The 22,676-nt window shown below is 66.8% G+C and carries 21 protein-coding genes; 5 read left to right on the top strand and 16 right to left on the bottom strand.

Annotated elements, in window-relative coordinates; all coding sequences use genetic code 11:
* Nucleotides 1–47: 47 nt before the first annotated feature.
* A complete protein-coding gene (locus H0T81_RS03850; RefSeq protein ID WP_294010022.1) occupies nucleotides 48–2,522 on the top strand; it encodes an NAD-dependent epimerase/dehydratase family protein in 2,475 nt (824 codons plus the stop codon).
* On the opposite strand, the gene H0T81_RS03855 is transcribed toward H0T81_RS03850, so the two are convergent.
* The 6 genes from H0T81_RS03855 to H0T81_RS03880 form a co-directional block, all read right to left on the bottom strand.
* Nucleotides 2,519–3,118 (bottom strand): TIGR02466 family protein, encoded by a 600-nt coding sequence (locus H0T81_RS03855; RefSeq protein ID WP_294010024.1) that lies wholly within the window; start codon nucleotides 3,116–3,118, stop codon nucleotides 2,519–2,521. The two genes, H0T81_RS03850 and H0T81_RS03855, sit on opposite strands and share 4 nt — an antisense overlap.
* A complete protein-coding gene (gene pth / locus H0T81_RS03860; RefSeq protein ID WP_294010027.1) occupies nucleotides 3,115–3,693 on the bottom strand; it encodes an aminoacyl-tRNA hydrolase in 579 nt (192 codons plus the stop codon). Before pth ends, H0T81_RS03855 begins: the two co-directional genes overlap by 4 nt.
* A 92-nt stretch (nucleotides 3,694–3,785) precedes the next feature.
* Nucleotides 3,786–4,484 (bottom strand): 50S ribosomal protein L25/general stress protein Ctc, encoded by a 699-nt coding sequence (locus H0T81_RS03865; protein WP_294010030.1) that lies wholly within the window; start codon nucleotides 4,482–4,484, stop codon nucleotides 3,786–3,788.
* Between the two features lie 143 nt (nucleotides 4,485–4,627).
* On the bottom strand, nucleotides 4,628–6,607 hold the full coding sequence (locus H0T81_RS03870; RefSeq protein WP_294010033.1) for a TIR domain-containing protein: 1,980 nt from the start codon (nucleotides 6,605–6,607) through the stop codon (nucleotides 4,628–4,630).
* A gap of 176 nt (nucleotides 6,608–6,783) precedes the next feature.
* Nucleotides 6,784–7,599 carry a TraB/GumN family protein gene (locus tag H0T81_RS03875; RefSeq protein ID WP_294010036.1) on the bottom strand — a complete coding sequence of 272 codons (816 nt, stop codon included), beginning with the start codon at nucleotides 7,597–7,599 and terminating at the stop codon, nucleotides 6,784–6,786.
* Between the two features lie 210 nt (nucleotides 7,600–7,809).
* Nucleotides 7,810–8,709 (bottom strand): TraB/GumN family protein, encoded by a 900-nt coding sequence (locus H0T81_RS03880; protein ID WP_294010039.1) that lies wholly within the window; start codon nucleotides 8,707–8,709, stop codon nucleotides 7,810–7,812.
* Between the two features lie 134 nt (nucleotides 8,710–8,843).
* Here H0T81_RS03880 and H0T81_RS03885 point away from each other — a divergent pair, with 134 nt between their 5' ends.
* Nucleotides 8,844–9,716: a glycine--tRNA ligase subunit alpha gene (locus tag H0T81_RS03885; RefSeq protein ID WP_294010041.1), complete on the top strand. Its 873-nt coding sequence runs from the start codon at nucleotides 8,844–8,846 to the stop codon at nucleotides 9,714–9,716.
* Nucleotides 9,716–12,091, top strand: a complete 2,376-nt coding sequence (gene glyS, locus H0T81_RS03890; RefSeq protein ID WP_294010043.1) for a glycine--tRNA ligase subunit beta — start codon at nucleotides 9,716–9,718, stop codon at nucleotides 12,089–12,091. Before H0T81_RS03885 ends, glyS begins: the two co-directional genes overlap by 1 nt.
* Here the strand turns inward: glyS and H0T81_RS03895 are convergent.
* The 8 genes from H0T81_RS03895 to H0T81_RS03930 all read right to left on the bottom strand — a co-directional run bounded on the left by H0T81_RS03895 (nucleotide 12,088) and on the right by H0T81_RS03930 (nucleotide 19,439).
* Nucleotides 12,088–12,387 (bottom strand): hypothetical protein, encoded by a 300-nt coding sequence (locus H0T81_RS03895; protein ID WP_294010046.1) that lies wholly within the window; start codon nucleotides 12,385–12,387, stop codon nucleotides 12,088–12,090. The genes glyS and H0T81_RS03895 overlap by 4 nt on opposite strands.
* A gap of 75 nt (nucleotides 12,388–12,462) precedes the next feature.
* The gene (locus tag H0T81_RS03900) at nucleotides 12,463–13,452 is read right to left on the bottom strand and encodes a type II secretion system F family protein (RefSeq protein ID WP_294010049.1); all 990 of its coding nucleotides are present in this window, start codon (nucleotides 13,450–13,452) and stop codon (nucleotides 12,463–12,465) included.
* 16 nt (nucleotides 13,453–13,468) lie between these two features.
* The gene (locus H0T81_RS03905) at nucleotides 13,469–14,437 is read right to left on the bottom strand and encodes a type II secretion system F family protein (protein WP_294010052.1); all 969 of its coding nucleotides are present in this window, start codon (nucleotides 14,435–14,437) and stop codon (nucleotides 13,469–13,471) included.
* A gap of 61 nt (nucleotides 14,438–14,498) precedes the next feature.
* A complete protein-coding gene (locus tag H0T81_RS03910; protein WP_294010055.1) occupies nucleotides 14,499–15,764 on the bottom strand; it encodes a pilus assembly protein CpaE in 1,266 nt (421 codons plus the stop codon).
* 3 nt (nucleotides 15,765–15,767) lie between these two features.
* On the bottom strand, nucleotides 15,768–16,397 hold the full coding sequence (locus H0T81_RS03915) for a CpaD family pilus assembly protein (protein WP_294010057.1): 630 nt from the start codon (nucleotides 16,395–16,397) through the stop codon (nucleotides 15,768–15,770).
* A gap of 29 nt (nucleotides 16,398–16,426) precedes the next feature.
* Nucleotides 16,427–17,860, bottom strand: a complete 1,434-nt coding sequence (locus H0T81_RS03920) for a type II and III secretion system protein family protein (RefSeq protein WP_294010058.1) — start codon at nucleotides 17,858–17,860, stop codon at nucleotides 16,427–16,429.
* 1 nt (nucleotide 17,861) lies between these two features.
* A complete protein-coding gene (cpaB, locus tag H0T81_RS03925; protein WP_294010060.1) occupies nucleotides 17,862–18,920 on the bottom strand; it encodes a Flp pilus assembly protein CpaB in 1,059 nt (352 codons plus the stop codon).
* 45 nt (nucleotides 18,921–18,965) lie between these two features.
* Nucleotides 18,966–19,439 (bottom strand): prepilin peptidase, encoded by a 474-nt coding sequence (locus H0T81_RS03930; RefSeq protein ID WP_294010062.1) that lies wholly within the window; start codon nucleotides 19,437–19,439, stop codon nucleotides 18,966–18,968.
* Between the two features lie 63 nt (nucleotides 19,440–19,502).
* On the opposite strand from H0T81_RS03930, the gene H0T81_RS03935 reads away from it, so the two are divergent.
* Complete coding sequence (locus H0T81_RS03935) at nucleotides 19,503–20,624, top strand: FAD-binding oxidoreductase (protein WP_294010064.1); 1,122 nt, start codon at nucleotides 19,503–19,505, stop codon at nucleotides 20,622–20,624.
* On the opposite strand, the gene rnhA is transcribed toward H0T81_RS03935, so the two are convergent.
* Together rnhA and ispH are read right to left on the bottom strand one after the other, a co-directional pair.
* Nucleotides 20,621–21,082, bottom strand: a complete 462-nt coding sequence (gene rnhA, locus H0T81_RS03940) for a ribonuclease HI (RefSeq protein ID WP_294010071.1) — start codon at nucleotides 21,080–21,082, stop codon at nucleotides 20,621–20,623. The genes H0T81_RS03935 and rnhA overlap by 4 nt on opposite strands.
* Before the next feature lie 29 nt (nucleotides 21,083–21,111).
* Nucleotides 21,112–22,059 (bottom strand): 4-hydroxy-3-methylbut-2-enyl diphosphate reductase, encoded by a 948-nt coding sequence (gene ispH, locus H0T81_RS03945; RefSeq protein WP_294010065.1) that lies wholly within the window; start codon nucleotides 22,057–22,059, stop codon nucleotides 21,112–21,114.
* Between the two features lie 92 nt (nucleotides 22,060–22,151).
* On the opposite strand from ispH, the gene H0T81_RS03950 reads away from it, so the two are divergent.
* On the top strand, nucleotides 22,152–22,676 hold a 525-nt coding region (locus H0T81_RS03950; protein ID WP_294010067.1), incomplete at its 3' end, for a hypothetical protein.

A 22,676-nucleotide genomic window follows, 5' to 3' on the forward strand; every position in this document is an offset into this window, starting at 1 on the left:
GCCGAACTCGAACGGAAACCGACGGTCGGCCCCGCCGTTAGTTCATCGTGGCAACGCGCAAGAGCGGCAAACCGATCGTGCTGATCACCGGCGCGGCGGGGAATATCGGCACGTCGTTGGCGAAGGTTCTGGCTGACGACTATCGCGTCGTCGGTGTCGACCGGCCCGGCTCCGAAGCGGAATTCCCGCTGATCGAGGCCGACCTTGGCGACGACCAATCGGTCGAAAAAGGCATCAGCGAGTTTGCGAAGCGTTTCGGCAAGCGCGTCGCCAGCGTGGTCCACCTCGCTGCCTATTTCGATTTCACCGGCGAGGAGAACCCACTTTACAAGTCGATCAATGTCGATGGCACCCGCCGGCTACTGCGCGGGCTGCAGCGGCTCGAGGTCGAGCAGTTCCTCTATTCTGGGACGATGCTCGTGCACGCGCCCGGCAAGCCGGGACAGCCGATCGACGAGCAGCAGCCGATCGAGCCCAAATGGGCCTACCCGAAGTCGAAAGCCGAAGCGGAGGAGGTGATCCGCGCCGAGCACGGCGGCATCCCCTACGTGCTGCTTCACCTCGCCGGGCTCTATGACGATGAGACGGCGGTGCCGACGCTCAGCAACCAGATCGCCCGGATTTACGAGCGCGATCTCCAGAGTCACCTATACTCGGGCTCGACTCTGGTCGGCCAATCGATGGTCCATCGCGCCGACATGCTCGACGCGTTCAAGCGCGCAATCGACCGGCGAAGCAAATTTCCGTCGGGAACGGTGATCCTTGTCGGCGAGGAGGAAGCGGTCGGCTATGACGCGCTCCAAGACGAGATCGGCTATTTGATCCACGGTTCCGAGGACTGGCCGACGCTACGGGTGCCCAAGCCCGCCGCCGCCGTCGGAGCGTGGGTTCAAAACAAGCTCGAGCCGGTCGTCCCGGACGCGATCGACCAGGGCGAAGCGCCCTTTATCAAGCCGTTCATGGTGGCGATGGCCGACGACCATTACGAGCTCGACGTCTCCCGCGCTCGCGAGCTGCTCGGCTGGGAGCCCGAGCACCGGATCAAGGACACTCTGCCCAAAATCGTCGCCGCACTGAAACGCGACCCGGAGGGCTGGTACGAAGACAACGGCCTCACCCCGCCGCCGATGGTCACGGACGCGCAAACTGCCGGTCGCGATCCGGAGCGGGTGCGCGCCGAGCATGAAAAAGTGCTGGTCGGCGAGCACCGCCAGTTCCGTTGGGCGCACTTCACCAACATTTTTCTCGGTCTGTGGCTGGCGCTGCAGCCGCCTTTGATCGGGGTTGATAGCAACGCGCTTGCGTGGAGCGAGGTTGGGCTCGGCCTTGCCGTCATCCTGTTTGCCACTTTGTCGCTGTCCTGGCGGCTGCGGTGGGCGCGCTGGGCGACGGCCGGAGCGGGAGCGCTGGCGATGGCGGCTCCATTCCTGTTCTGGACCGAGAACGGCGCCGCTTATCTGTCCGACACCCTGGTCGGAGGCCTGATCTTCGCCTTTGCGGTCGGCACTCGGCCCGAAGTCGGTCCGTCCCCGCTCGCTGCGACCGCGGGGCCGCACACTCCGCCCGGCTGGAGCTACAATCCCTCGACATGGTCGCAACGCCTGCCGATCATCGTTCTCGCCGTCGTCGGCTTGGAGGTTTCACGCTATTTGGCCGCCTACCAGCTCGGACATATCGAGGGGGTATGGGAGCCGTTCTTCGCCGGCTCGCCGGCCGATCCCAGGAACGGCACCGAAGAGATCATCACCAGCCATGTCTCCGAGGCATGGCCGGTGTCCGACGCGGCGGTCGGCGGGTACACCTACGCGCTCGAGATTCTGACCGGGATCGTCGGTTCGCGAGCGCGCTGGCGGACGATGCCCTGGCTGGTCGTGCTGTTCGGATTGATGATTGCCCCGCTCGGCGTCACTTCGATCTTTTTCATCATCATCCAGCCGATCCTGATCGGCACCTGGAGCACCTTGGCGCTGATCGCCGCCGCGGCGATGCTGGTGCAGATTCCCTATTCGCTCGACGAATTGCTGGCGACGCTGCAGTTCATCCGGCGGCGAGTGAAGGCGGGCAAGAGCTGGCTGCGCGTGTTCCTGTTCGGCGACACCGATGAAGGGCCCGATGAGGAACCGGAGAACGAATTCGGGCACGGGGCGGGGCCCTTCGTGAAGGACATGGTCAGCGGCGGCGTGAATTTGCCGTGGAACCTCGCGCTCGCCGGACTCGTCGGGCTGTGGTTGATGTTCACCCGGCTGACGCTCGGCGCGGCCGGCTCGATGGCCAACGCCGATCACCTGATCGGAGCGCTTGCGCTGACCGTGATTTCCCTCGCGGCCGCCGAAGTCGCGCGACCATTGCGCTTTCTGCTGGTGCCGCTCGGAGTCGTGCTTCTGGTGACTCCGTTCGTCTTCGAGGCAAGCACCACGCAATCGATCGCCAGCATCGTCTGCGGCGTCGCGCTGATCGCGCTCAGCGTCCGCCGGGGCGCGGTTCGCGGCCGGTACGGCGCCTGGCAGGGCTGGATCGTCTAGGCGAAGTTGAAGCTGATGCTGAGGCGCTCGCCGCGCGCGCGGCCGGGGCGCACTTCGTGGCGCAGCCAGCTCTCCCACAGCAGCAGGAGGCCCGGCCGCGGCTCGATCTCGACGAAAGTCTGGAGGTCCTGCGGCGCATCCTTCGAGCGCGTCGGCGCGGCCATCATCATCGGCAGTCGCGGGTCTTCGAAGCCAATCGCGCCTGAGCCGGGCGGGGCTTCGACATAGAAAGTGCCCGACAGGATGCTGTGCGGGTGGAGATGCCCACCGTGCCGTCCACCGGCTTTCAACAGGTTCACCCACAGGCTGTCGAGGCGCGGCTTGCGCGGCAGGTCGAAGGCGAGCTCGCTGGCGAACGCAGCAGCGTGGCGGCTCAGCAGCTTCTGCAGGTCGGCGAACGCCGGATCGCGGGTCGCGAGGTCATCGAGCGACGCGTAGCTGGTGTAGCCGGGATAATGATGCTCGCGGCTCCAGCGGCGCCCGGCGCTGTCGTCGCGGGCCAGGGTCCGGATCGAGTGCGAAAGATCGGCCAGCAGCTCGGGCGAATCGAGCTCCGCCTCATAGAGGCGGGTCGCGAACAGCGAGCGGACGCTCACTCGTCGTGCATCCGGCGCGCGACCTCGCTCATGAAGCGGGGGTCGTCGCCTTCGGCCAGCCATTCGGCCTCGGCGGCGATCGCGGCGAGCAGGTCGGCCAGCGGCTCCATCTCGACCTTGGAATAATTGCCGAGCACGTGCGGAGTCACCTTCTCCTGCTGACCCGGGCCGGGGTGGCCGATGCCGATCCGGACTCGGCGAAATTCAGGGCCGAGGTGCGCGTCGATCGAGCGCAGCCCGTTGTGGCCGGCGGTGCCGCCACCGACCTTCACCTTGACCTTCATCGGCGCGAGATCGAGCTCGTCGTGGAACACGGTCAAGGCGTCGAGGTCGAGCTTGTAGAAGCGCAGCGCCTCGGCGACCGCTTCGCCGCTGCGGTTCATGAACATTTGCGGTTTCAACAGCAGGATCCGCTGCTTGCCGATGCGGCCCTCGCGAAGCTCGCTCCGGAATGCTTTCTTCGGAGCCGAAAAGCCGTGCGCCGCGGCGATGACGTCGGCCGCCATGAAGCCGACATTGTGGCGGTGGAGCGCATAACTCGCGCCGGGATTTCCGAGGCCCGCCCAGATCTGCATCAGCGCTCCCTAGCGTCTCGCCCGTCCAAAAAGAAACCGCCCGCCCTCCGGAGAGGGCGAGCGGCTGCTCAGACTGTTTTGCGGGACTCGGATCAGCCCTTGTCGCCGTCCTTGTCGCTTTCCTCGGCTCCGGCTTCGCCTTCGCCCTCCTCCTCGTCGATGGTCGGGACCTCGCCCTCGGCGGCCGCGGCGGCTTCGGCAGCTTCATCCGCCTCGGCCTTCATCGCCGATGGCGCAACCAGGGTGGCGACAGTGAAGTCGCGGTCGTCGATCGCCGTCTTGGTGCCCTCCGGCAGGGTGACCTGACTGATGTGGATCGCATCGCCGATGTCGAGGCCGGCGAGGCTGACGTGGATCTCGTCCGGGATCTTCGAGGCCGGACAGACCAGCTCGAGCTCGTGCTGGACGATGTTGAGCACTCCGCCGCGCTTGATGCCGGGTGATTCCTCCTCATCGTCGAACCGCACCGGCACGTTGACCGTGACCTGGCTGTGCTCGCCGATGCGCAGGAAATCGACGTGGATCGGCCGGCTGGTGACCGGGTGGAACTGGACGTCCTTGGGCAGCGTCCGATGCGGCTCGCCGCCCGCATCGACCATCACCACGGTGTTCATGAAGTGGCCGGTCGAGAGCATCTTGGCGAGACGCTTCTCCTCGACATGCACCGACAGCGGCTCCTTCTTGTCGCCGTAGATCACGGCGGGCACCCGTCCGTCGCGCCGCAATGCACGGGAGGCTCCCTTGCCAGCCCGTTCGCGCGCTTCAGCGGGCAGCGTCAGCTGTTCGCTCATTTGAACTTACTCCAATGCAAAGCCCCGCCACGCCTCCAGGGATGACCATCGCCGGGGAAGGCGCGCCCTAGTCGAGGGGCTCCGGAAAAGCAAGAATGCAGGGGCCAGGGGCGGAGGAACGGGTGGGCGGCTCGTGCGTAGGATCAAGGACCTCCATAGGTCTTTACCGGGAACAGCGGCAATCCGGCGGTGACGCCCTGCTTGCGCCGTGCGGCGGCGATGCGGATCAGCTTGGGATGGCGGAACAGCTGGTGATAGCGCGGGTCGGCGCGCTGCTCGGGGGTGAAGGTCAGGCGCCCCTCGTTGAGGATGTCGAGGACCGAGTCGGCCTGGTCCCGCTCGGTCGCGGTGCGGGCATGGCGGAGCCCCTCGTCGAAGCTCCTCATCCGGGCGGCAATCGCCGCCGCGAAGAAATCGACACGCGCATCCTCCGGTATCGGCGGGAGCTTGAATGGCCGGCCGAGGATCAGGCGGTCGGCAATGCCGCGAACCTCGGCTACCTCCTGTTCTGACAATTCGCCGGCAAGCGCCGCTTTCGCGAGGACTGGAAAATCCTCACGATATTGTGCCGGAGTCGCAAATCCGGCCATCGCGCTGAACCAGTACCACCCGATCGCCTCGCAGAAATCGCGGCAGTTGATAGCGGCATCGCGCACCGTTCCATAATCGCCGAGCGAATAGAGGATCTTGACTCGGTAGAAGGGCAGCAGGGTGTCGAATGGGTCACGTTCGATCGCCTGCTCGAGATGGCCCAGCGCTTCGCGCGTTCGGCCAGTCAGCCACAGGCTTGCGGCAATGGAATAGTGCGCCGGCCCGAAGTTCGGCGACCTTTTGAGCACCGCCTGGTCGATTGGAAGCGCCTGGTCGACCGCCCCGCTGAAGTTGTTGAGCGCCGTCGACTTGGCGACCAGCGCGAGATTGTTCTCCGGGTCGAGCTCCAGGGCTCGCTCATTGGCGCGGCGCTGTTCGGCGATGAGCTCGCTCCACGACATGCCGAGCTGATCGGGCATGCTCAAGGCCATCAACCAGGCATAGCCGGCATGCGCATCGGCGAAATCCGGCTGGATCGAAGCGGCAAGTCGAAACTGCTTGATCGCCTCGAGCCGGGCGTCCCGTTCGTCGCGCACCGACACTCGTTCCAGCGCCCGGAGATAGGCTTCGTAGGCTGCCGGATCGACATTGCGCCGCTGGGCGACGTCGCCCTCGCCGGCACCGAGCCCCGCCCTCAGTCCGCCAGCCAGCTCGCGCGCCATCCGGTTCTTGAGCACTTGAAGTTCATCGGCCGCGCCTTCGAATGTCCGCGCCCACACCTGCTCTGACGACTTGGCGTCGATCAGCCGGACCGAAATGCTGAGGCGCTCGCCGAGCTTCTGAACGTTTCCTTCGACCAGATGCGTGATGCCCAGCCTCTGGGCGATTTCCGGCGCGGTCAGGCTCTTGCCGGCGAGCGCGTGGGTCGATGTGCTGGAAGTGATCCTGAGCCCCGACAGCGGGGTCAGGCTGTCCGCCAGTGCGCTCGACAGGCCCGCGCCGAGATATTCGATGCCGCGGTCGCCGGAAGTGACGAACGGCATGATCGCCAGCGAGACGCCTTCGCCTTGCTTCTGCCCCGAGATTAAGCGGTCAATGGGTTCCGGCCGGACGATCGCCAGCGTCGCGGCGCCGGCCAGCAGCAGTGCTCCGATCCCGGCGGCGATGAGGCGGCGCGGCGGCCTCGAAACTGAGCGTTCGGCGGGTGCCGACTTTTCGACTTCGAGCGCCTCGGCGAGTGCGGGCGGGATGGGGGCGCCCTTGGCGGCCCATTTCTTCAGGTCGATTGTCTGAAACTGGCGAAAACCCAGCGGTGGCGGCGTTCCGTCGATGGTCACGGCGACCAGCCGCCCGCTGTCCGCGGCGACGCTCGCCTCGTCACGCACCCAGCGCGAATCCGCCGCTTCCTTCGACCACATCACCAGCACCTTCGATGCGGCGTTCAGCTGTTTCTCGATGTCGCGCGAAAAATCGGACCCGCCCTTGATGTGACGGTCCCACCAAACCGTCAGCCCGGTATCCGCGATCGCGCCTGCAAGGCGCTCGGCCGTGACGCGGTCCGGCCGTGCGTAGGACAGGAATACGTCGGCCAATCTCTGCTCCCCGTTCCACCCCAGAGCCCAAGGCTAGCACCATCGCGGCGGCAAATGGAATGCAGGCCTTGAGGCGCGGCGGGCTTTTTCGTGCCGGGCTTCCAGTGCTCGCCATGCCCCCGGCATGGCTGCGCGCGCTTCCAGTGCTCGCCATGCCCCCGGCATGGCTGCGCGCTTCAGTTGATCCGGGCGGAGCGGATGTTGAGCTCGGCGAGCTTGGCCTGGACGCTGTCGGGGCCGGCGAGATGGCCGACTCCGACGGCGACGAACGCGGTGCCCGGCTGTTGCAGCCGCCGGGCGATCCAGCCCGCCCAGTGAGCGTTCCGCTGGGTGAACATGACGTGATAGGTGTCCGGCGAGTTCCACCGCATCTGATTGAGCATCATCGCGAAAATGCGCGAATCGCCGCGGTTCCAGGCGGTCTGCATCTCGCCCATCGCCACCGACAGATCCTGCATCGTGACTCGGTCCGGAGCCGCGCCGACCGCTTCCCCCGGCCGGGCAAGCCGCGCGGGGCGGGTGGGCATGGAGCGGAACATGTTCAGCTGAGCGGCGAAGCTCTCGAGCCCGATGACGGGCTTGCCGAACGCGTCGGCTGCTTCGCGCAGGACCATGTCGGCTCCGTTGGCGGAGCTCATTCCGCGCGCTCGCCCGGCCGAGATTGCGAGACGGGTCGAGGCGAGGAAAGAAGCGGTCGCGGCCACCGGGTGGAGCGGCGGTCGTGAAGCGCCCGAGCTTCTGGGCGCTCCGCGGGCGAGGTCCGGAACGATGGTCTCGAGCACCAGCTCGTCGGAAGCGGCGAAAGCGGTCAGCACCTCGTCGTTGAACCAGGCGGTCCGGCCGTCGAGCGCGTGAAACGTGCCGAACAGATAGATGATCGTGTCGTGATCGTTGACCACCCAGATCGCCGGATCGGCGTCGGCCATGGCGGACGCGGAAGCCGGCGAGACCGATGCGGCGGCCAAAGCAGCGGCGATCAGAAATTTGGCCATCCCTGGGTCTCCCGCCCATCGGACCGGCGCTGAGGATGGTGATGACGGTGAGCCCGGCGCGCCGAGCGCCCGGTCGTCCGTGCACCGTGCCCCCCAGCCCGATACCCGGCGATCATGGTCACCGAGCGGTTAATAAAAGTCTAGCGGAAAGCCGCGCCGAGTGAATTTTTGTCATTCCGGCTCGGCAACTAATCGGAGCGGCGGTGCTGGTTATTGGATACGGCGGACCCGGTAGCCGTCCCGCTGCAGCATCGCCACGACCGAGTCCGGGCCGGCGAGGTGGCCGGCGCCGACCGCAACGAACACCGATCCGGGCGCCGCCATGCGCCGCTGGATCCAGCGCGTCCAATTGACGTTGCGCCGCTTGATCAGGGCATCGCGAAGCTCGGGCGAACCCGACAGGTCCTCGTTGAAGGTCGCGCCGATCTTGGCGACGTCGCCGCGCGCCCAGGCGGTCAGCATCTCGTTGAACTGCGTGCGCATCTCGGCCGGGGCGTCGAGCGCTCCCTCGAGCAGCGAGCGCTGGGCGGATTCGGGAAGCGTGTCGAACAGGCTCAATTGCTCGGTGTTGGTCTCCAGCTGGCCGACCGGCTTGCCGGCCTGCATGAAGGCGTTGCGAAGCACGGCTTCGACGCCCGCCTCGCCGATCAGGCCGAGATCCTTGAACTGCGTGCCGAGCAGCATGAAGGCGGCCGCCCAGGTCTCCATCCGGTCATAGGCCGTACGTGGAATGCCGGTCTTGCGGATCGCCGCCTCGAGCATCGGACGCTTGGCCGGCGAGACCCGCTCGGCGAGCGGCGGCAGGCCGGCGCGGAAGCCGAGGCGAGCAAGCTCGGCGACCAGCGCCTGCGGATTCTTGTTGTCGACAACGGTCTCGACGACCAGCGTTTGCGAGCCTGCAACCGCCCGGTCGAACGCCGCCGTGCGCCACGCATAGTCCTTGGGCAGCAAATGGATCGTCCCGAACAGGTAGATGGTCGTGTCGCGGTCGGCGACTTGCCACAGCGCCGGGCGGCCGGTGGCGCTCTCGGCCGGAGGCGTGGTTGCGCAGCTTGCCAGCGCGACAACGCCGAGCATCGCCAGCCCGCGGCGAAGGATCCTCATCAACATTGCCTGGCCGCCTTTCGTCGCGAACGCCCTTGAGTTGCGGGCATGTAGGAAGCCTGAACGCCACCGTCCACTTGCCGGGCTTCATCGCATGCGCCAAACGCCGCGGGACCGGTTGCGCGACAGGGGCACTTCGCTTGAGCCTAAGCTTCCAGGACCTGATCCTCACGCTCCACCGCTACTGGAGCGCGCAGGGCTGCGTGCTGCTCCAGCCCTACGATCTCGAGATGGGAGCCGGCACGTTCCACCCGGCGACCGTGTTGCGAGCGCTGGGTCTCGAACCGTGGAAATGCGCTTATGTCCAGCCGTGCCGACGACCGACCGACGGCCGCTACGGGGCCAATCCCAACCGGCTTGGCCATTACTACCAGTACCAGGTGATGCTGAAGCCAAGCCCGCCCGAGCTTCAGGAGCTGTACCTCGGCAGCCTCGCCGAGATCGGCATCGATTTCCTCAAGCACGACATCCGCTTCGTCGAGGACGATTGGGAAAGCCCGACGCTCGGCGCGTGGGGCCTGGGCTGGGAAGTCTGGTGCGACGGGATGGAAGTCACCCAGTTCACCTACTTCCAGCAGGTCGGCGGGTTCGAGTGCCGGCCGGTCGCCGGCGAGCTGACCTACGGGCTCGAGCGGCTGGCGATGTACATCCAGGGCGTCGACAATGTGTTCGACCTCAGATTCAACGATGCCGGCGTGTCGTACGGCGACGTGTTCCTCGAGAACGAAAAGCAGATGTCGGCATGGAATTTCGAGGTTGCCGACACCGACACATTGTTCGACCTGTTCCGGAAAGCGGCGGTCGAGTGCGAGAACTGCCTCGCCGCCAGGCTCGCCATCCCCGCCTACGAGCAGGCGATCAAGGCCAGCCATCTGTTCAACACTCTGCAGGCGCGCGGAGTGATCTCGGTCGCCGAGCGCCAGGCTTATATCGGCCGCGTGCGCGACCTCGCCAAGGCCGCGTGCAGCGCCTGGCTCGAGGTGCAAGGCCAATCGGCGGGGCAGGCGGCCTGATGGCGGATTTCCTGCTCGAACTGCTGTCCGAGGAGATCCCGGCGCGGATGCAGGCGCGGGCGCGGGGCGATCTCGCGAAGATGTTTGCCGGGGAGCTGGAGAAAGCCGGGCTCGAGACCGGCGCGATCGACGTCCATTCGACTCCTCGGCGGCTGGTCCTGATCGCCCGCGACGTCGCCGCGCAAACCGCGGCGGCGCGCGAGGAGATCAAGGGACCCAAAGCGTCCGCGCCGCCGGCTGCGCTCGACGGATTCTTGCGCAAGACGGGCCTGGCGCGCGAGCAGCTCGAGGAGCGCGACGGAGTTCTGTTCGCGGTCATCGACCGGCCCGGGCGACCGGCCGCCGCGGTGATCGGCGACGCGCTCGGTCGCATCCTTGCTGATTTCCCGTGGCCAAAATCGATGCGCTGGGGCGGCGGATCGGAACGCTGGGTTCGGCCGCTGCACGGCATCGTCGCGCTTCTGGGCGAAGACATCGTTCCGTTCGAGATCGGCGGAATTGCCAGCGGCGCGACCACGCTGGGCCACCGATTTCATCATCCGGGCCCGATCACCATCGGCGGCGCCGGCGACTATGCCGAGAAATTGCGCGCCTGCCACGTGATCGTCGACCAGGACGAGCGCGAGCGGCTGATCCGCGAGGGCGCCGACAAAGCGGCGGCCGATGCCGGACTGAAATTGCTCGCCGACGAGGGGCTGGTGGTCGAGAACGCCGGACTGACCGAGTGGCCGGTGCCGCTGCTCGGCCGCTTCGACTCCGAATATCTCGACGTGCCGCGCGAGGTGATCGTGCTCACGATGCGCACCAACCAGAAATATTTCGCCTGCACCGATGACGGCGGGGCGCTCGCGCCGGCGTTCGTGTGCATCGCCAACATCGACGCCAATGACGGCGGCGCGGCGATCGTCGAGGGCAACCGCCGCGTGCTCGCCGCGCGCCTCGCCGACGCGCGTTTCTTCTGGGAGCAGGATTTGAAGGTGCCGCTCGAGGAGCAGGCGAAGAAGCTCGACCAGATCGTCTTCCACGAGAAGCTCGGCACTCTCGCCGACAAGGTCGAACGGGTCGCGAAGCTGGCGAGGTGGCTGGTCGAGGAGGGGGTGGTCAAAGGCGCCGACGCGGAGCAAGTCCAACGCGCCGCGCGCCTCGCCAAGGCCGACCTCGTCACCGGGATGGTCGGCGAATTTCCTGAGCTGCAGGGCGTGATCGGCGGATATCTGGCGCGCGCGCAGGGCGAGCCCGATTCGATCGCCGACGCCGTCCGCGACCATTACAAGCCGGTCGGGCAGGGCGAGGAAATGCCAACCTCGCCGGTGACGGTGGCGGTCGCGCTGGCCGATAAGCTGGACAGCGTTTTTCTGTTCCCGTCCGCGGGGATGATGCCAACTGGATCAAGCGATCCCTACGCGATTCGACGGGTTACGATCGCGGTAATACGGTTGCTCATAGCCAACGATGTTCGCCTGCCGCTTCGAGCCGCGCTCCGCGTTTGGTACGATCTATTGGCCGAGATGTGCGTCACTGATTCCGAAGGCGTTGAATACGTAGGGGTGCTGCGGCGATACCACGAAGTAGTCGAGAACGATTTCGCTTACACGGTGCAAAGATATCAACCGAAAGGACTTCCGTCGAATGAGTGGGAGGAACTCACTCTCGCTTTCGTAAATTCATCTGATATCGAGTATCACAAGACCTTCGGGCTCGATGCTAATGACGAAGCGCCATTTTACTATCACGAATTCAATTCTCCCGCGGACATTATCAAAGCGGTTTGGAGTTTCCTCGCCGACCGCCTCAAGGTGCAGCAGCGCGAGGCAGGGGTTCGGCACGATTTGATCGACGCGGTGTTCGCGCTTGGTGGGGAGGATGACCTGGTGCGGTTGCTGGCTCGGGTGAAAGCCCTTCAGGAATTCGTCGCGACCCCGGAAGGCGCCGACCTGCTGGTCGCCTACAAGCGCGCGGCCAACATCCTCAAGCGCGAGAACTGGACCGCTCCGCAGGTCATGAGCTCAGCCGCCGAGCAGGGCATCCCGCAGACCGGCGAGGAGGACCCGCTGGTGCTGGTCGAGGAGCCGGGGATGGCCGAGGCGATCGCCGAGATGGCGTCGGGCAGCGCCGGAGCGGACCTGCCGCAAGAGCAGGCGCTGGTGGCGGCGCTCGACAAGGCCGAGCCCGAGGCGACGGCGGCGGTCGAGGCCGAGGATTTCACGCGCGCGATGGCGGCCCTGGCGCGGCTGCGCGGGCCGATCGACGAGTTCTTCGACCATGTGACGGTCAACGATCCCGACCCGGCGACGCGCGAGCGGCGCTTGAACCTGCTGCTGCGGTTTCGCGACGCGGTTCACCGGGTCGCCGACTTCTCGAAGATCGAAGGCTAGGCCCGGCGGTCGTCGTCGGGACGGCGGTCGGCATCGTCGCGCACCCCGTCGCCGTCGCGGTCCCGGATTCGGTCGCCGCGAGTCGAATCCTGGTCGCGCCATTCCCTCTCGCGGGTTTCCCACCGAGCGCGGTCGTCGCGAAGCTCATGCTCGATCGCCTCGCGGCGCGCCGATTCCTCGCGGTAGCGGGCTTTCCACTTGCGGCGTCCGCCGGCCGTCAGGAAGGCGCCGATCAGCAGCCCGAGGATGAAGACCAGCGCGACAATGACCCATTGGTCCGAGGTGAAACCGACCATCTTTCCGCTCCCCTTGTTCAAGACACCCGGGGATACAGCGCTCAAGCCGGCGCTAGCGTTCCACTGCCGTTGAAATCAGGCGTTGATGAGATTGTCGCTGATCGAGCAGGCTGCCGGGCCGAGGATGACGATGAACAGCGTCGGCAGGATGAACAGGATCAGCGGAATGGTCATGATCGCCGGCAGGCGCGCTGCCTTTTCCTCGGCGCGCATCATGCGCTCGTTGCGGAACTCGGCCGACAGCACGCGCAAAGCCGACGCCAGCGGAGTGCCGTACTTCTCGGTCTGAATCATGGTCGTGACGACGCCTCGGACCGCCTCGAGGTCGACCCGGTTCGCGAGGTTCTCGAAGGCCTGGCGGCGCTCGTTGAGGAAGCCCAATTCGATCGCGGTCAGTCCGAACTCGTCGCCGAGCTCCGGATAGGCCTTGCCGAGCTCCTTGGCGACGCGGGCGAAGGCGGCGTCGACGGTGAGGCCGGCCTCGGCGCAGATGACCAGCAGGTCGAGCGCGTCGGGGAGGCCCTTGCGAACCGCGTGGCTGCGCTTGGTGACCTTGTTCTTGAGCCACACGTCGGGCGCCTTGTACGCTCCGACAAGGGTCGCCGCGACGGTGCCATAGCGGCGCCACCACGACCATTCCGGGAAATAGTCGAAGGCGTAGATCATCAGCACGGCGGTGACCCCGAGCACGACGGGAAGCACGAAGCGCGCGAAGATGATGAAAAAGGCGAGTTCCTTGGTGCGGATGCCGGCCTGCATCAGCTTGAGCTGCGTTTTCTTGAGCTGGTCGTCCTGGATCATCTTGAAGCTGGTCAGGATCGACCGGACTCGGTCCGCGGCCTCGTTGCGGTTGGTGAGCTTCTTGCGCTTGTTGGTCGAGGCGACGATGCCGGCTTTCAACTGCTCGCGACGGTCGTTGAGCGCCTTGATCCGGCGCGCCATCGGGTCGCGGACGGTGGTCGCCGCATAGATTGCGATCAGCACGGCGAAGGTCGCGACGGCGCTGAGCATCGTCGCGATCCAGATGACGTCGAAACCGAGAAGGTTGGGGCCTGCCGCCTGCATTGCTATCGATTCCCCACTAGATCTCGAAGTTGACCATCTTGGCCATGATGAAGCCGCCGATGCCCATCCACACCATTCCGCCAAGGCCGGCGACGATCAGCCGCTCGTCGGTGAAAAAGCCGCCCATGTAGTTCGGGTTGATGAACCACACCATCGTGAAGACCACGAACGGAAGCGAGCCGACGATGTAGGCCGAGGCCTTCGACTCGGCGCTCATCGCGCGGATCTTGAGCTTCATCTGCGCGCGCTTGCGAAGCACGTCGGCAAGATTGGACAGGGTCTCGGCGAGGTTGCCGCCGGTTTCCCGCTGGATCGCCAAGGTGATGACGAAAAACTGGAACTCGGCTGTGCCCAGGCGGTCGGCGGTTTCCTGGAGCGCGACCTCCATGGTGCGGCCGATCTTCATCTTGTCGGCGACGGCCCGGAACTCGAGTCCGACCGGCCCCTGGATTTCGGCGGCGACGATGCCAAGCGTCTCGGTGATCGGAAGGCCCGAGCGCAGGCCGCGGACCATCAGCTCGATCGCGTCGGGAAAGTTGGAATTGAACTTGTTGATGCGCCGCTTGATCAGCTTGCCGACGAAGAAATACGGCCCGCCGAGGCCGAAGAACAGGCCGGCGAACAGCGCCAGCAGGATCGGCGCGCCGCGCATCATCAAAGCGGCGGCGATGAACACTCCGATGCCGAGCGAAATCAGGCCGTATTTGGCCAGGGTGATGTCCTTGCCGGTCATCTCGAGCCGGCGGCGAAGCAGCGCCGGCTTGGGGATCAGCGTCGAGGCGAGGCTTTCGATGCGCGTCGCGCGCTGAGCGAACAGCTTGCGGATCTGCGCCTGCGCATGCCCGGCGATGACGTCGCCGTGGCGTTCACGGATCATCTCGACGCGCCGCTTGAGCGTCTTCGAGGCCGATGGCCCGCGATACGCCTTGGCGATCAGCAGCAGAGCCGCGCCGGCCACAACGAAGAACGTCACCATGAAAAACATTCGTCAGTCCCTTCGGAGCGGCAGGGCGGGGGTTGGCCCCCCGCACTTGCCGCCGTTCGCTTCAGGCCGCTTTGGCCTTCGGCTTGGCCAGCATCGACTTCAGATTGTCGACCAGCGACCTGGCGCCGACCATCGCTTTTGAATCGCCGGCTCCTTCCTCGGTCGCATGGCTGAGGACCATGTTGGCCAGCGTGTTGAACGGCGCCGCCATCTTGCCGCCCGCGACCTCGGCCATCGGCTTGCCGAGCTTGGCGGATTGCGCGGCCAGTTTGCCGTCGCTCGGAAAGACGATGTCCACCGGCCGCTCGATCGACTGCTCGAAGTCCTTGCGGCTGATCTCCAGCGCTCCGCCCGAGGGCACGCCGTTGGCGACGACGATGACCTTGGTCTGGGGAGCGTTCGACTTCAGCCAGGCGAGGATCCGGATCGTGTCGCGGGTCGCGGCCAGGGTCAGCTCCGACACGACGACCGCAACGTGCGCGTCGTGGACCATGTGCGGATACTGGATCAGCATGTGCCGCGGCAGGTCGATCACCGTCGATTCAAACGCGTTGCGCATTTCCTCCTGAAGCTGGAAGAAAGCGGTTCCGTCCGTGACCAGCGGCTGGTGGATCGGCGCTTCGGCCGACAGCACCGAAAGCCGCTCGTTGGCACGGACCATGGCGCGCTCGATGAACAAACCGTCGATCCGGCTGGGATTCTCGATCGCGTCGGTGAGGCCGCGGCCGGGCTCGAGGTCGAGCGCCAGGGCGCCGGTGCCGAAATGGATGTCGAGGTCGAGCAGCGCGGTCGAGCGGTGAGCGCGCTCGCCGAGCAGCCAGGCCAGCGAGGTCGCGATCGTCGATGCCCCGACTCCGCCGCGAACTCCGACCACGGCGGTCATCACGTGCGGCTTGTCGGCATGGGCCTCGCCGCGAGGTCCCGAGATGATCTGCTGGGCATGGGCGAACGTGTCGCGCAGCTGGTCGACGGTGAACGGCTTGAGCAGATAGTCGTGGATGCCGCTCGCGACGAGGTCGCGATAGAGGCGCACATCGTTGACCTGACCGGTGGCGATGACGATCGTGCCGGGTTCGCAGACTTCGGCGAGCGCGTTGATGTCGTTCAAGGGATCGGCCGATTCCGCCAGGTCCACGAACAGGATGTTCGGGCTTGCCGAGATCGACAGCGACTGCACTGCGTTGCGCAGGCCCCCCTTGTTGACCTTCTCCGGCGACCAGCCGTGCTCGACCGCGACCGGCCGAAGCATGTCGGCGGTGGCATCGTCGCAAACGAAAGCCGTGAATGGATCGCGCAGACCCGCGCGTGCCTGGAACGGAGCGTTCATCGCCTAGTCGCCCTTCTTTGTGGTGTTGATGTCCTGGAGACCCTTGGTGCCGGTCGGCTCTGCCTTGCGGTAGACGCCGATCGCCTTCGAGGACGTCAGAGAGTCGCCGAGTCCGGTGCCCTCGCGCCCGTGGACCAGGTCCTGCGGGTTGGCGACCATCGCGGCGAGGTTGGAGTTCACCGCGCAGCCGAACGTCGACATATTGCGGTTCTGATGATTGGGTTGCGCCGGAAGGCTCCAATTGGGGCAGTAGGGGACGCTTGCGCGCATCCGGCTGACGATCACCCGAACCGACCCGGGAACGACCGCACCGGTCGTGACTGGAGCGCCCGGAGCGACCATCAGGCCGTAAGCACCGGCAACCTGGGCAACGTCGGCTCGAGCCTCGTACGGCCCGTCCACATAGATCGAATCGCCGTAGCCGAGGCCGAGGCCGCCGAACCAGGAGTTGAGCCGGGCCGCCTCGCCGGGAGCCAACTGGCCGCCGGGAGCCGACGCGTCGAACACATAATCGGCGCGGGAGACGACCGGCACGTTGACCGCGGCGACGCCCCGGTCGGGCAGGTCGTACGGCGTATGGCTGCAACCGGCGAGCAGCGCCGCGGCAAGCAACAGTGCGGATTTCGAGGCCATCGTGGCATCCTTCCTGATCAACTGGCGGGTCACAGCTTGAACCCCGGAGCAGCAGCGGCGCCGCCGGCGACGGGCGCCGGCGTGACCACACGGCGGCCACGGCTCGGGCCGACGAAGTTCTGGCCCTGGAGGACCTGCTGGACGTCGCTCGGAGCGCGATAGCCCTCGGTCGGAAGGGCGAGCTGCCCCGAGACCGGCCGGACCAGATACGGCGTGACGATGATCACCAGCTCGGTTTCCGAGCGGCGAAATGACGTCGACCGGAACAGCGCGCCGAGGATCGGCAGATCGCCGAGGAAAGGCGCTTTCTCGATGACGTTGGTGTTGGCGTTGCGAAGCAAGCCGGCGAGCATGAAGCTCTGGCCCGAGCCGAGCTCGACGGTCGTTTCGGCGCGGCGCGTCGTCAGCGCCGGCACGTCGAAGCCGTTGAGCTTGATCGAGCCTTCGGTCGAAAGTTCGCTGACTTCCGGCCGAACGCGCATCGAGATGCGGCCGTCGGCAAGCACGATCGGAGTGAAGGCCAGACCGACTCCATATTGCTTATATTCGATCGCCACCGAGCCCAGCGACTGCGACACCGGGATCGGGAACTCGCCGCCGGCCAGGAAGCTCGCCGTCTCGCCGGACAAAGCCGTCAGGTTCGGTTCGGCGAGCGTGGTGACGAGACCATCGGTCTCGGCCAGGTTGAGGCGCGAGATGAGATCGAGTCCGAGGATGTTCTTCCTCAGGGCGAGGGTGGTTCCGATCAATCCGCGGATGATCGAGCCCGTTCCGTCCGTGGCCGGATCGCTCGTCTCGCCCACCTTGGGAAGGAAGATGCCATCCCCCTGCAAGATGTCGAAGTCGCCGGCACGGCCGAGCAGGTTGACGCCGATCTGCTTCATCAGCGAACGGTTGATCTCGGCGATTCGGACCTTGAGCGTGACCTGCAGCGGGGTCGCCGAACGCAGCCGGCTGACGACTTGCGTGCCTTCGCCGACATAGGCCTGGACCAGCCGCTGTGCTTCCTCGACGTCGGTCGGCGAAGAGACGGTGCCGGTCAGCAGCACGAGATTGTTCATCGGCGTCGCCTGGATGCTGGCTTCGGGCATCGCCAGAAGGAGCATTTCGCCGACCGAGCTGATGTTGTTGCCGACCCGGACATTGGCCGCATAGACAACGCGCCCGTCCTTGCCAGTCGCGTAAACCGTGGTCTCGCCGCGGCCCTTGCCGAACACATAAAGCTGGTTCGCGGACCGCACCTGGACGTCGGCGATCGTGTCGTTGGCGACGAACACGTCGCTCATCGGCCCGGCCAGCCGGACAAGGGTGCCGGTGCCCTGGCTCAGGGTCAGTGTCTCCGACGGCGCAGCACTGTGCTGGGCGAGCGCGGGGACGGGTGCCGCAACCGTGCCGAGGCCGAGGGCCAGGGCAGCGAATGCGGTGCCGAGACGCGCTCGGCGAGTGGTTTTACGACTGGTCATTTTAGCGAACTCCCACCGGAACGACGGTGACGGTATTGCCACGGGAAACGCGAACGACCGGACCGGTGTAGACCGGAGCGGCACCTGACGGGCCGGCCGGAGCCTGGTCGCTGCGCATAGCCTTGGCGAAAGATGCGAGTGCGTCGTTGGGGCTATTCGAGCCCGCCGACGACGCGCGGCCGGGGACGGTGCGGCGCTGAAAGCGCGAGACGTCGCCCCCCGTGGTGTAGGTGGTGTTGGTGTCGATCGGCCGATTGGCGACCGCGAGCAGCAGGCGCCGCTCCTCGGCCGGGTTGGTGCCCTGGGGCAGCCGGACCTCGCCCGAAGCGACCATGCGCTCGAGCTCGGCGGTGTTGTCGGCGATCGAGCGCAGCGACAGGGTCAAAGTGCCCATGCTCTGCGCGACCGCGATCTTCTCGGCGATGCGCGGAGTGGCCTCGAGAGTCACGTTGGAGAAGGTCTTGACCTCGGTCTTGCCGTCCTCGCCCTTGCTGTCGATGCGCTGATCGGTAGCGAGCACGCGCACGTTGCGAACGATCGTTTCGGAAACCTTGAGGGGCGGGCCGTCGCCGCCGCCGGCAACGAGCTGCGTCAGGACCATGTCGACCCGGTCGCCCGGGAAGACGAAGCCGGCGACACCGCTCGACACGTTGACCGGAACGGTGACCGCTCGCATGCCCGGGCCGAGCGCCGCGGCGAGGAAGCCGCGATCGTTCGGTCCGACCAGCGCGCCATGAGTCAGCGGCTGGCCGGCGGTGACCGGATGCCGGACCACGGTGCCGAGCAGCTTTTTCATGTCGGAGTCGGGCGAGCCCTCGGTGTAGTAAGCGCTCTGGATGAGCTCCTTGGGCCAAGGCTGATAGGCGAGGCTCTCGGCATCGATGATGGTGCCGACCGCAAGCGCCTTGCGGGCGACCAGGACCTTGGGCCCAAGCGGAACCGCGGGCGCGGCCGAAGCCTGCTCCGCTCCAGCTCCGACAAACATGTTCTTGGCCATGACCGCGGTGACCACCGCAATGACCAGCGCTCCAAACAGCAGCGCAATTTTCTTCACGTTCATGGCGTGATCGCCTCCCCTATCGGGCCCCGTCGAAGTGATGACACATCAGGCAAATTGGTTAAGAAACCGTTGGGTGAGAATGGCGAGGCCGCCAAAAGCGATGGCCACGCCATAAGGAATTTCGGGACGCCCGGCCTTTCCGCGCACCCGGTGGAGCGCGACGACGAACAGCGTCAAGACGCCGCCGGCCAGCGACATCAAAACAAGGAATTTGAGAGTCGAGGCCGGCGAGAACCACAAAGCCAGGGCCGCTGCGAGCTTGACGTCGCCGCCGCCCATCATGCCCGCGTAAAAGGCTCCGGCCAGCAGCGCGAAGACTGCGGCGCCGACCGCCAGCTGGATCGCCGCGTTGGGCCACAGCGGCAGCGCGATCGACAACCAGTAGAGCGGCGCGAGCAGCGCGATCGCGAGGTTGAGCGAGTTGGAAATGGTAAAGGTGCGCACGTCGACAACCGCCGCGACCAGCAGCAGGACTGCCAGGAGCCCAAGCAGCAATTCGGTGAATCCGGCGTTGATCATGACGCCGACCACTAGACGGTGCGGCTTTCCAATTCGTAACCAAGGCCAAAGTTAAGCAAGGACATGATTATCGTGCCGGACGCCCATCTCTGCGACATATTGATCGTCGGCGGCGGAATTGCCGGTGCCAGCCTCGGCGCGCGGCTCGCCGGCCGGCGGCGCGTGACGGTGATCGAGGCCGAGGATCTGTGCGGCCGCCATTCGACCGGGCGCTCGGCGGCGTTCTGGGTCGCGAGCCTCGGCTCGTCTCCTGGGCGCAGACTGAGCATCGCGTCGAAGCCGATGTTCGACGCCGGCTGGCCGGGATCCTCGACGCCCCTGCTGCGCCGCCGCGGCACCGTGCACCTGACCGGAGCGCATGGCGACACGGTCGAGGGCGCCGAGGACCTGGTCGGCGAGCATGCGCTGATCCCTCTCGACCGGGCCGAGCTCGACAAGATGGTGCCGGGGCTGCGCGAGCAGTGGACCGGCGGCTGGTACGAGCCGACCTGCGCCGACATCGAGGTCGCCGCGTTCCACGCCGCCGCCCTGGCGGCGGTTCGCCGCCAGGGCGGCGAGGTGCGGACCGATACAACGCTTCGATCGGCGAAACCGCGGGGGGATTCGTGGGAGGTCGAGACCGCGACCGGCACGATCAGCGCGGGCCTGTTGGTCAACGCCGCCGGCGCCTGGGCCGACGACGTCGCGAAGCGCTGCGGAGTGCCGCCGATCGCGCTCCAGCCGATGCGCCGAACCGTGGTCCAGATCCGGGTCGGTCGCGGCGGCCTGCGCGACCTGCCGCTCGTCACCGACCTCCACGACAGTTTTTACTTCAAAGGCGAGGGCGACCGCAGCGTCTGGGTCAGCCCGCTCGACGAGACCCCGGTCGACCCGTGCGACGCGGCGCCCGAGGAGATCGACGTCGCGACCGCGATCGACCGTTTCGAGCGGGCGATCGACTGGCCGGTCGAGGCCGTCGAGCGCAAATGGGCCGGGCTTCGGACCTTCGCTCCCGACCGCCTGCTCAAGCTCGGCTTCGACCCGCAGGCGCCGGGGTTCTTCTGGTGCGCGGGGCAGGGCGGCATGGGCATCCAGACCGCGCCAGCCGCGTCCTTGCTGTGCGCCGCGCAGATCCGCGGGGAGGCGTTGCCGGCGGAGCTGGCGGGGATCGATCCGGCGGACTTCGAGCCGCGCGCCGGTTCCTAGCGCTGCGAGTCGGCGGCCGCGCAGGCGAGCGCGTCGACCAGGTCGTTTTCGGGATGGCCGCTGTGGCCCTTGACCCAATGCCACTCGATCCGGTGCCGGGCGACCGCGTCGAGCAGCTGCTGCCACAGATCGGCGTTATTGACCGGCTTCCTGTCCGACGTCCGCCAGCCGTTGCGCTGCCAGCCGTGGATCCAGCGGGTGATTCCTTCGCGAACGTAATTGCTGTCGGTGGTGAGCTTGACCCGGGACGGCTTGTTGAGCGCGTTGAGGCCCTCGATCGCCGCCTTGAGCTCCATCCGGTTGTTGGTCGTCAGCGGCTCGCCGCCCGACAGCTCGCGCTCGCGCCCGCGCGCGCGCGCTGCTGATTCGGAAGCAGGGCCTGATTCGCAAGCAAGGCGAATGAATACCGCCCAGCCGCCCGGCCCGGGATTGCCGCGGCAGGCGCCGTCGGTGAACATCTCGACCTGCGGCAATTCGCCTCGAGTGGTCAGGCGACCAGCTCCCGCGGCAGCTTGAAGCTCAACCGCTCGGGCGAGTGATCGGCTTCCTCCTCGGTGACGTCGAAGCGCTGGCGAAGGGCGTCGATCACCTCGCGCACGAGGAGCTCGGGCGCCGACGCTCCGGCGGTCACTCCGAGCGCCGCCGGCCGGCCGAGCCAGTCCCAGTCGATGTCGGTCGCGCGCTCGATCAGCCGCGCGGGAACTCCCATCCGCTCGGCGACTTCGGCCAGGCGGAGCGAATTGCTGCTGTTGGGAGCGCCGATCACCAGCATTTTCTCGCACGAGGGAGCGATCGCCTTGACCGCCGCCTGGCGGTTCGAGGTCGCGTAGCAGATGTCCTCGCTGCGCGGCGCCTGGATCGACGGGAAGCGCGCCTTCAACGCGTCGACGATCGCCGCGGTGTCGTCGACCGACAGCGTCGTCTGGGTGAGGAAGGCGAGGGTCGCGGGGTCGTCGACGGCGACGTTGCGGGCATCCTCGACGGTCTCGACCAGGGTGATCGAACCTTCCGGGACCTGGCCGAAGGTGCCGATCACCTCGGGATGGCCGGAATGGCCGATGAACAGGATATGCCGGCCGTCGGCGATCAGCCGCTCGGCCTGGCGATGGACCTTGGAGACGAGCGGGCAGGTCGCGTCGAGGAAATGGAGGCCGCGCTCGCTCGCCGCCGCCGGGACCGATTTGGGCACTCCGTGGGCCGAGAACACCACCGGCCGGTCGCCGGGGACCTCGTCGAGCTCGTCGACGAACACCGCGCCCATGTTGCGCAGCCGGTCGACGACGAAGCGGTTGTGGACGATCTCGTGGCGCACATAGACCGGGGCCCCGAACCGCTCGAGCGCCAGCTCGACGATCTGGATTGCGCGGTCGACGCCGGCGCAGAAACCTCTCGGCGCGGCGATCAGCACATGCAGCGGGGGGCGGGCCGTGGCCATCGCAAGGCCATGTAAGGCATCGCTTGCAGCGTTGAAAGGCGCTTCCTATGAAGCGGGCCAACCCCCGTCACGCCGGTTTTTAAAGGAATCCCATGAAGCTCCGCCTCTTGCCGCTGCTGGTCCTGTCGCTGTTGTCCGCCTGCTCGCGAGGCGGCCAGGTCGAGGACGGCGGCGTGTACATCACTCGGAGCGCGTGCCCGCTGCTCGGGATTCCCGCGGCGACCGGCGACGTCACCCTGTTCAACCCGGCCAACAGCCGCGATGCGTCCGCGATCGACGTCACCGCGACGATCACCAACCTGTTCCACAATTGCGACGAGAGGGGCGACTGGGTCACTTCCAACGCCGCCTTCGACGTCGTCGCGGTGCGCCGCGACGCCGGACCCGCCCGCCAGGTGGTGCTGCCCTATTTCAGCGTCGCCGTGCAGGGCGGCAGCCAGATCGTCGCCAAGCGCATCGGCCATGTCGCCCTGAACTTCCCGGCCGGAAGCCAGCGCGCGCAGACCAGGGGGCAGGCGGTGGTCCGAGTCTCCCGCGCGGCGGCGAGTCTGCCGGCCAACGTGCGCGAGATCCTGACCCGCCGCCGCCGGGCGGGCGAGGCCGAAGCGGCGGTCGAC

Origin of the sequence: Sphingomonas sp., assembly GCF_013812825.1 — a bacterium.
In the GTDB taxonomy this organism is placed as follows: Bacteria; Pseudomonadota; Alphaproteobacteria; order Sphingomonadales; family Sphingomonadaceae; genus Sphingomicrobium.

Bases quoted from the DNA above. Each gene is read 5' to 3' on its own strand.
- pth (WP_294010027.1), bottom strand. From the start codon at position 3,693: ATGCAGATCTGGGCGGGCCTCGGAAATCCCGGCGCGAGTTATGCGCTC.
- H0T81_RS03865 (WP_294010030.1), bottom strand. From the start codon at position 4,484: ATGAGCGAACAGCTGACGCTGCCCGCTGAAGCGCGCGAACGGGCTGGC.
- H0T81_RS03875 (WP_294010036.1), bottom strand. From the start codon at position 7,599: ATGGCCAAATTTCTGATCGCCGCTGCTTTGGCCGCCGCATCGGTCTCG.
- H0T81_RS03880 (WP_294010039.1), bottom strand. From the start codon at position 8,709: ATGTTGATGAGGATCCTTCGCCGCGGGCTGGCGATGCTCGGCGTTGTC.
- glyS (WP_294010043.1), top strand. From the start codon at position 9,716: ATGGCGGATTTCCTGCTCGAACTGCTGTCCGAGGAGATCCCGGCGCGG.
- H0T81_RS03895 (WP_294010046.1), bottom strand. From the start codon at position 12,387: ATGGTCGGTTTCACCTCGGACCAATGGGTCATTGTCGCGCTGGTCTTC.
- H0T81_RS03900 (WP_294010049.1), bottom strand. From the start codon at position 13,452: ATGCAGGCGGCAGGCCCCAACCTTCTCGGTTTCGACGTCATCTGGATC.
- H0T81_RS03905 (WP_294010052.1), bottom strand. From the start codon at position 14,437: ATGTTTTTCATGGTGACGTTCTTCGTTGTGGCCGGCGCGGCTCTGCTG.
- H0T81_RS03910 (WP_294010055.1), bottom strand. From the start codon at position 15,764: ATGAACGCTCCGTTCCAGGCACGCGCGGGTCTGCGCGATCCATTCACG.
- H0T81_RS03915 (WP_294010057.1), bottom strand. From the start codon at position 16,397: ATGGCCTCGAAATCCGCACTGTTGCTTGCCGCGGCGCTGCTCGCCGGT.
- H0T81_RS03920 (WP_294010058.1), bottom strand. From the start codon at position 17,860: ATGACCAGTCGTAAAACCACTCGCCGAGCGCGTCTCGGCACCGCATTC.
- cpaB (WP_294010060.1), bottom strand. From the start codon at position 18,920: ATGAACGTGAAGAAAATTGCGCTGCTGTTTGGAGCGCTGGTCATTGCG.
- H0T81_RS03930 (WP_294010062.1), bottom strand. From the start codon at position 19,439: ATGATCAACGCCGGATTCACCGAATTGCTGCTTGGGCTCCTGGCAGTC.
- H0T81_RS03935 (WP_294010064.1), top strand. From the start codon at position 19,503: ATGATTATCGTGCCGGACGCCCATCTCTGCGACATATTGATCGTCGGC.
- rnhA (WP_294010071.1), bottom strand. From the start codon at position 21,082: ATGTTCACCGACGGCGCCTGCCGCGGCAATCCCGGGCCGGGCGGCTGG.
- ispH (WP_294010065.1), bottom strand. From the start codon at position 22,059: ATGGCCACGGCCCGCCCCCCGCTGCATGTGCTGATCGCCGCGCCGAGA.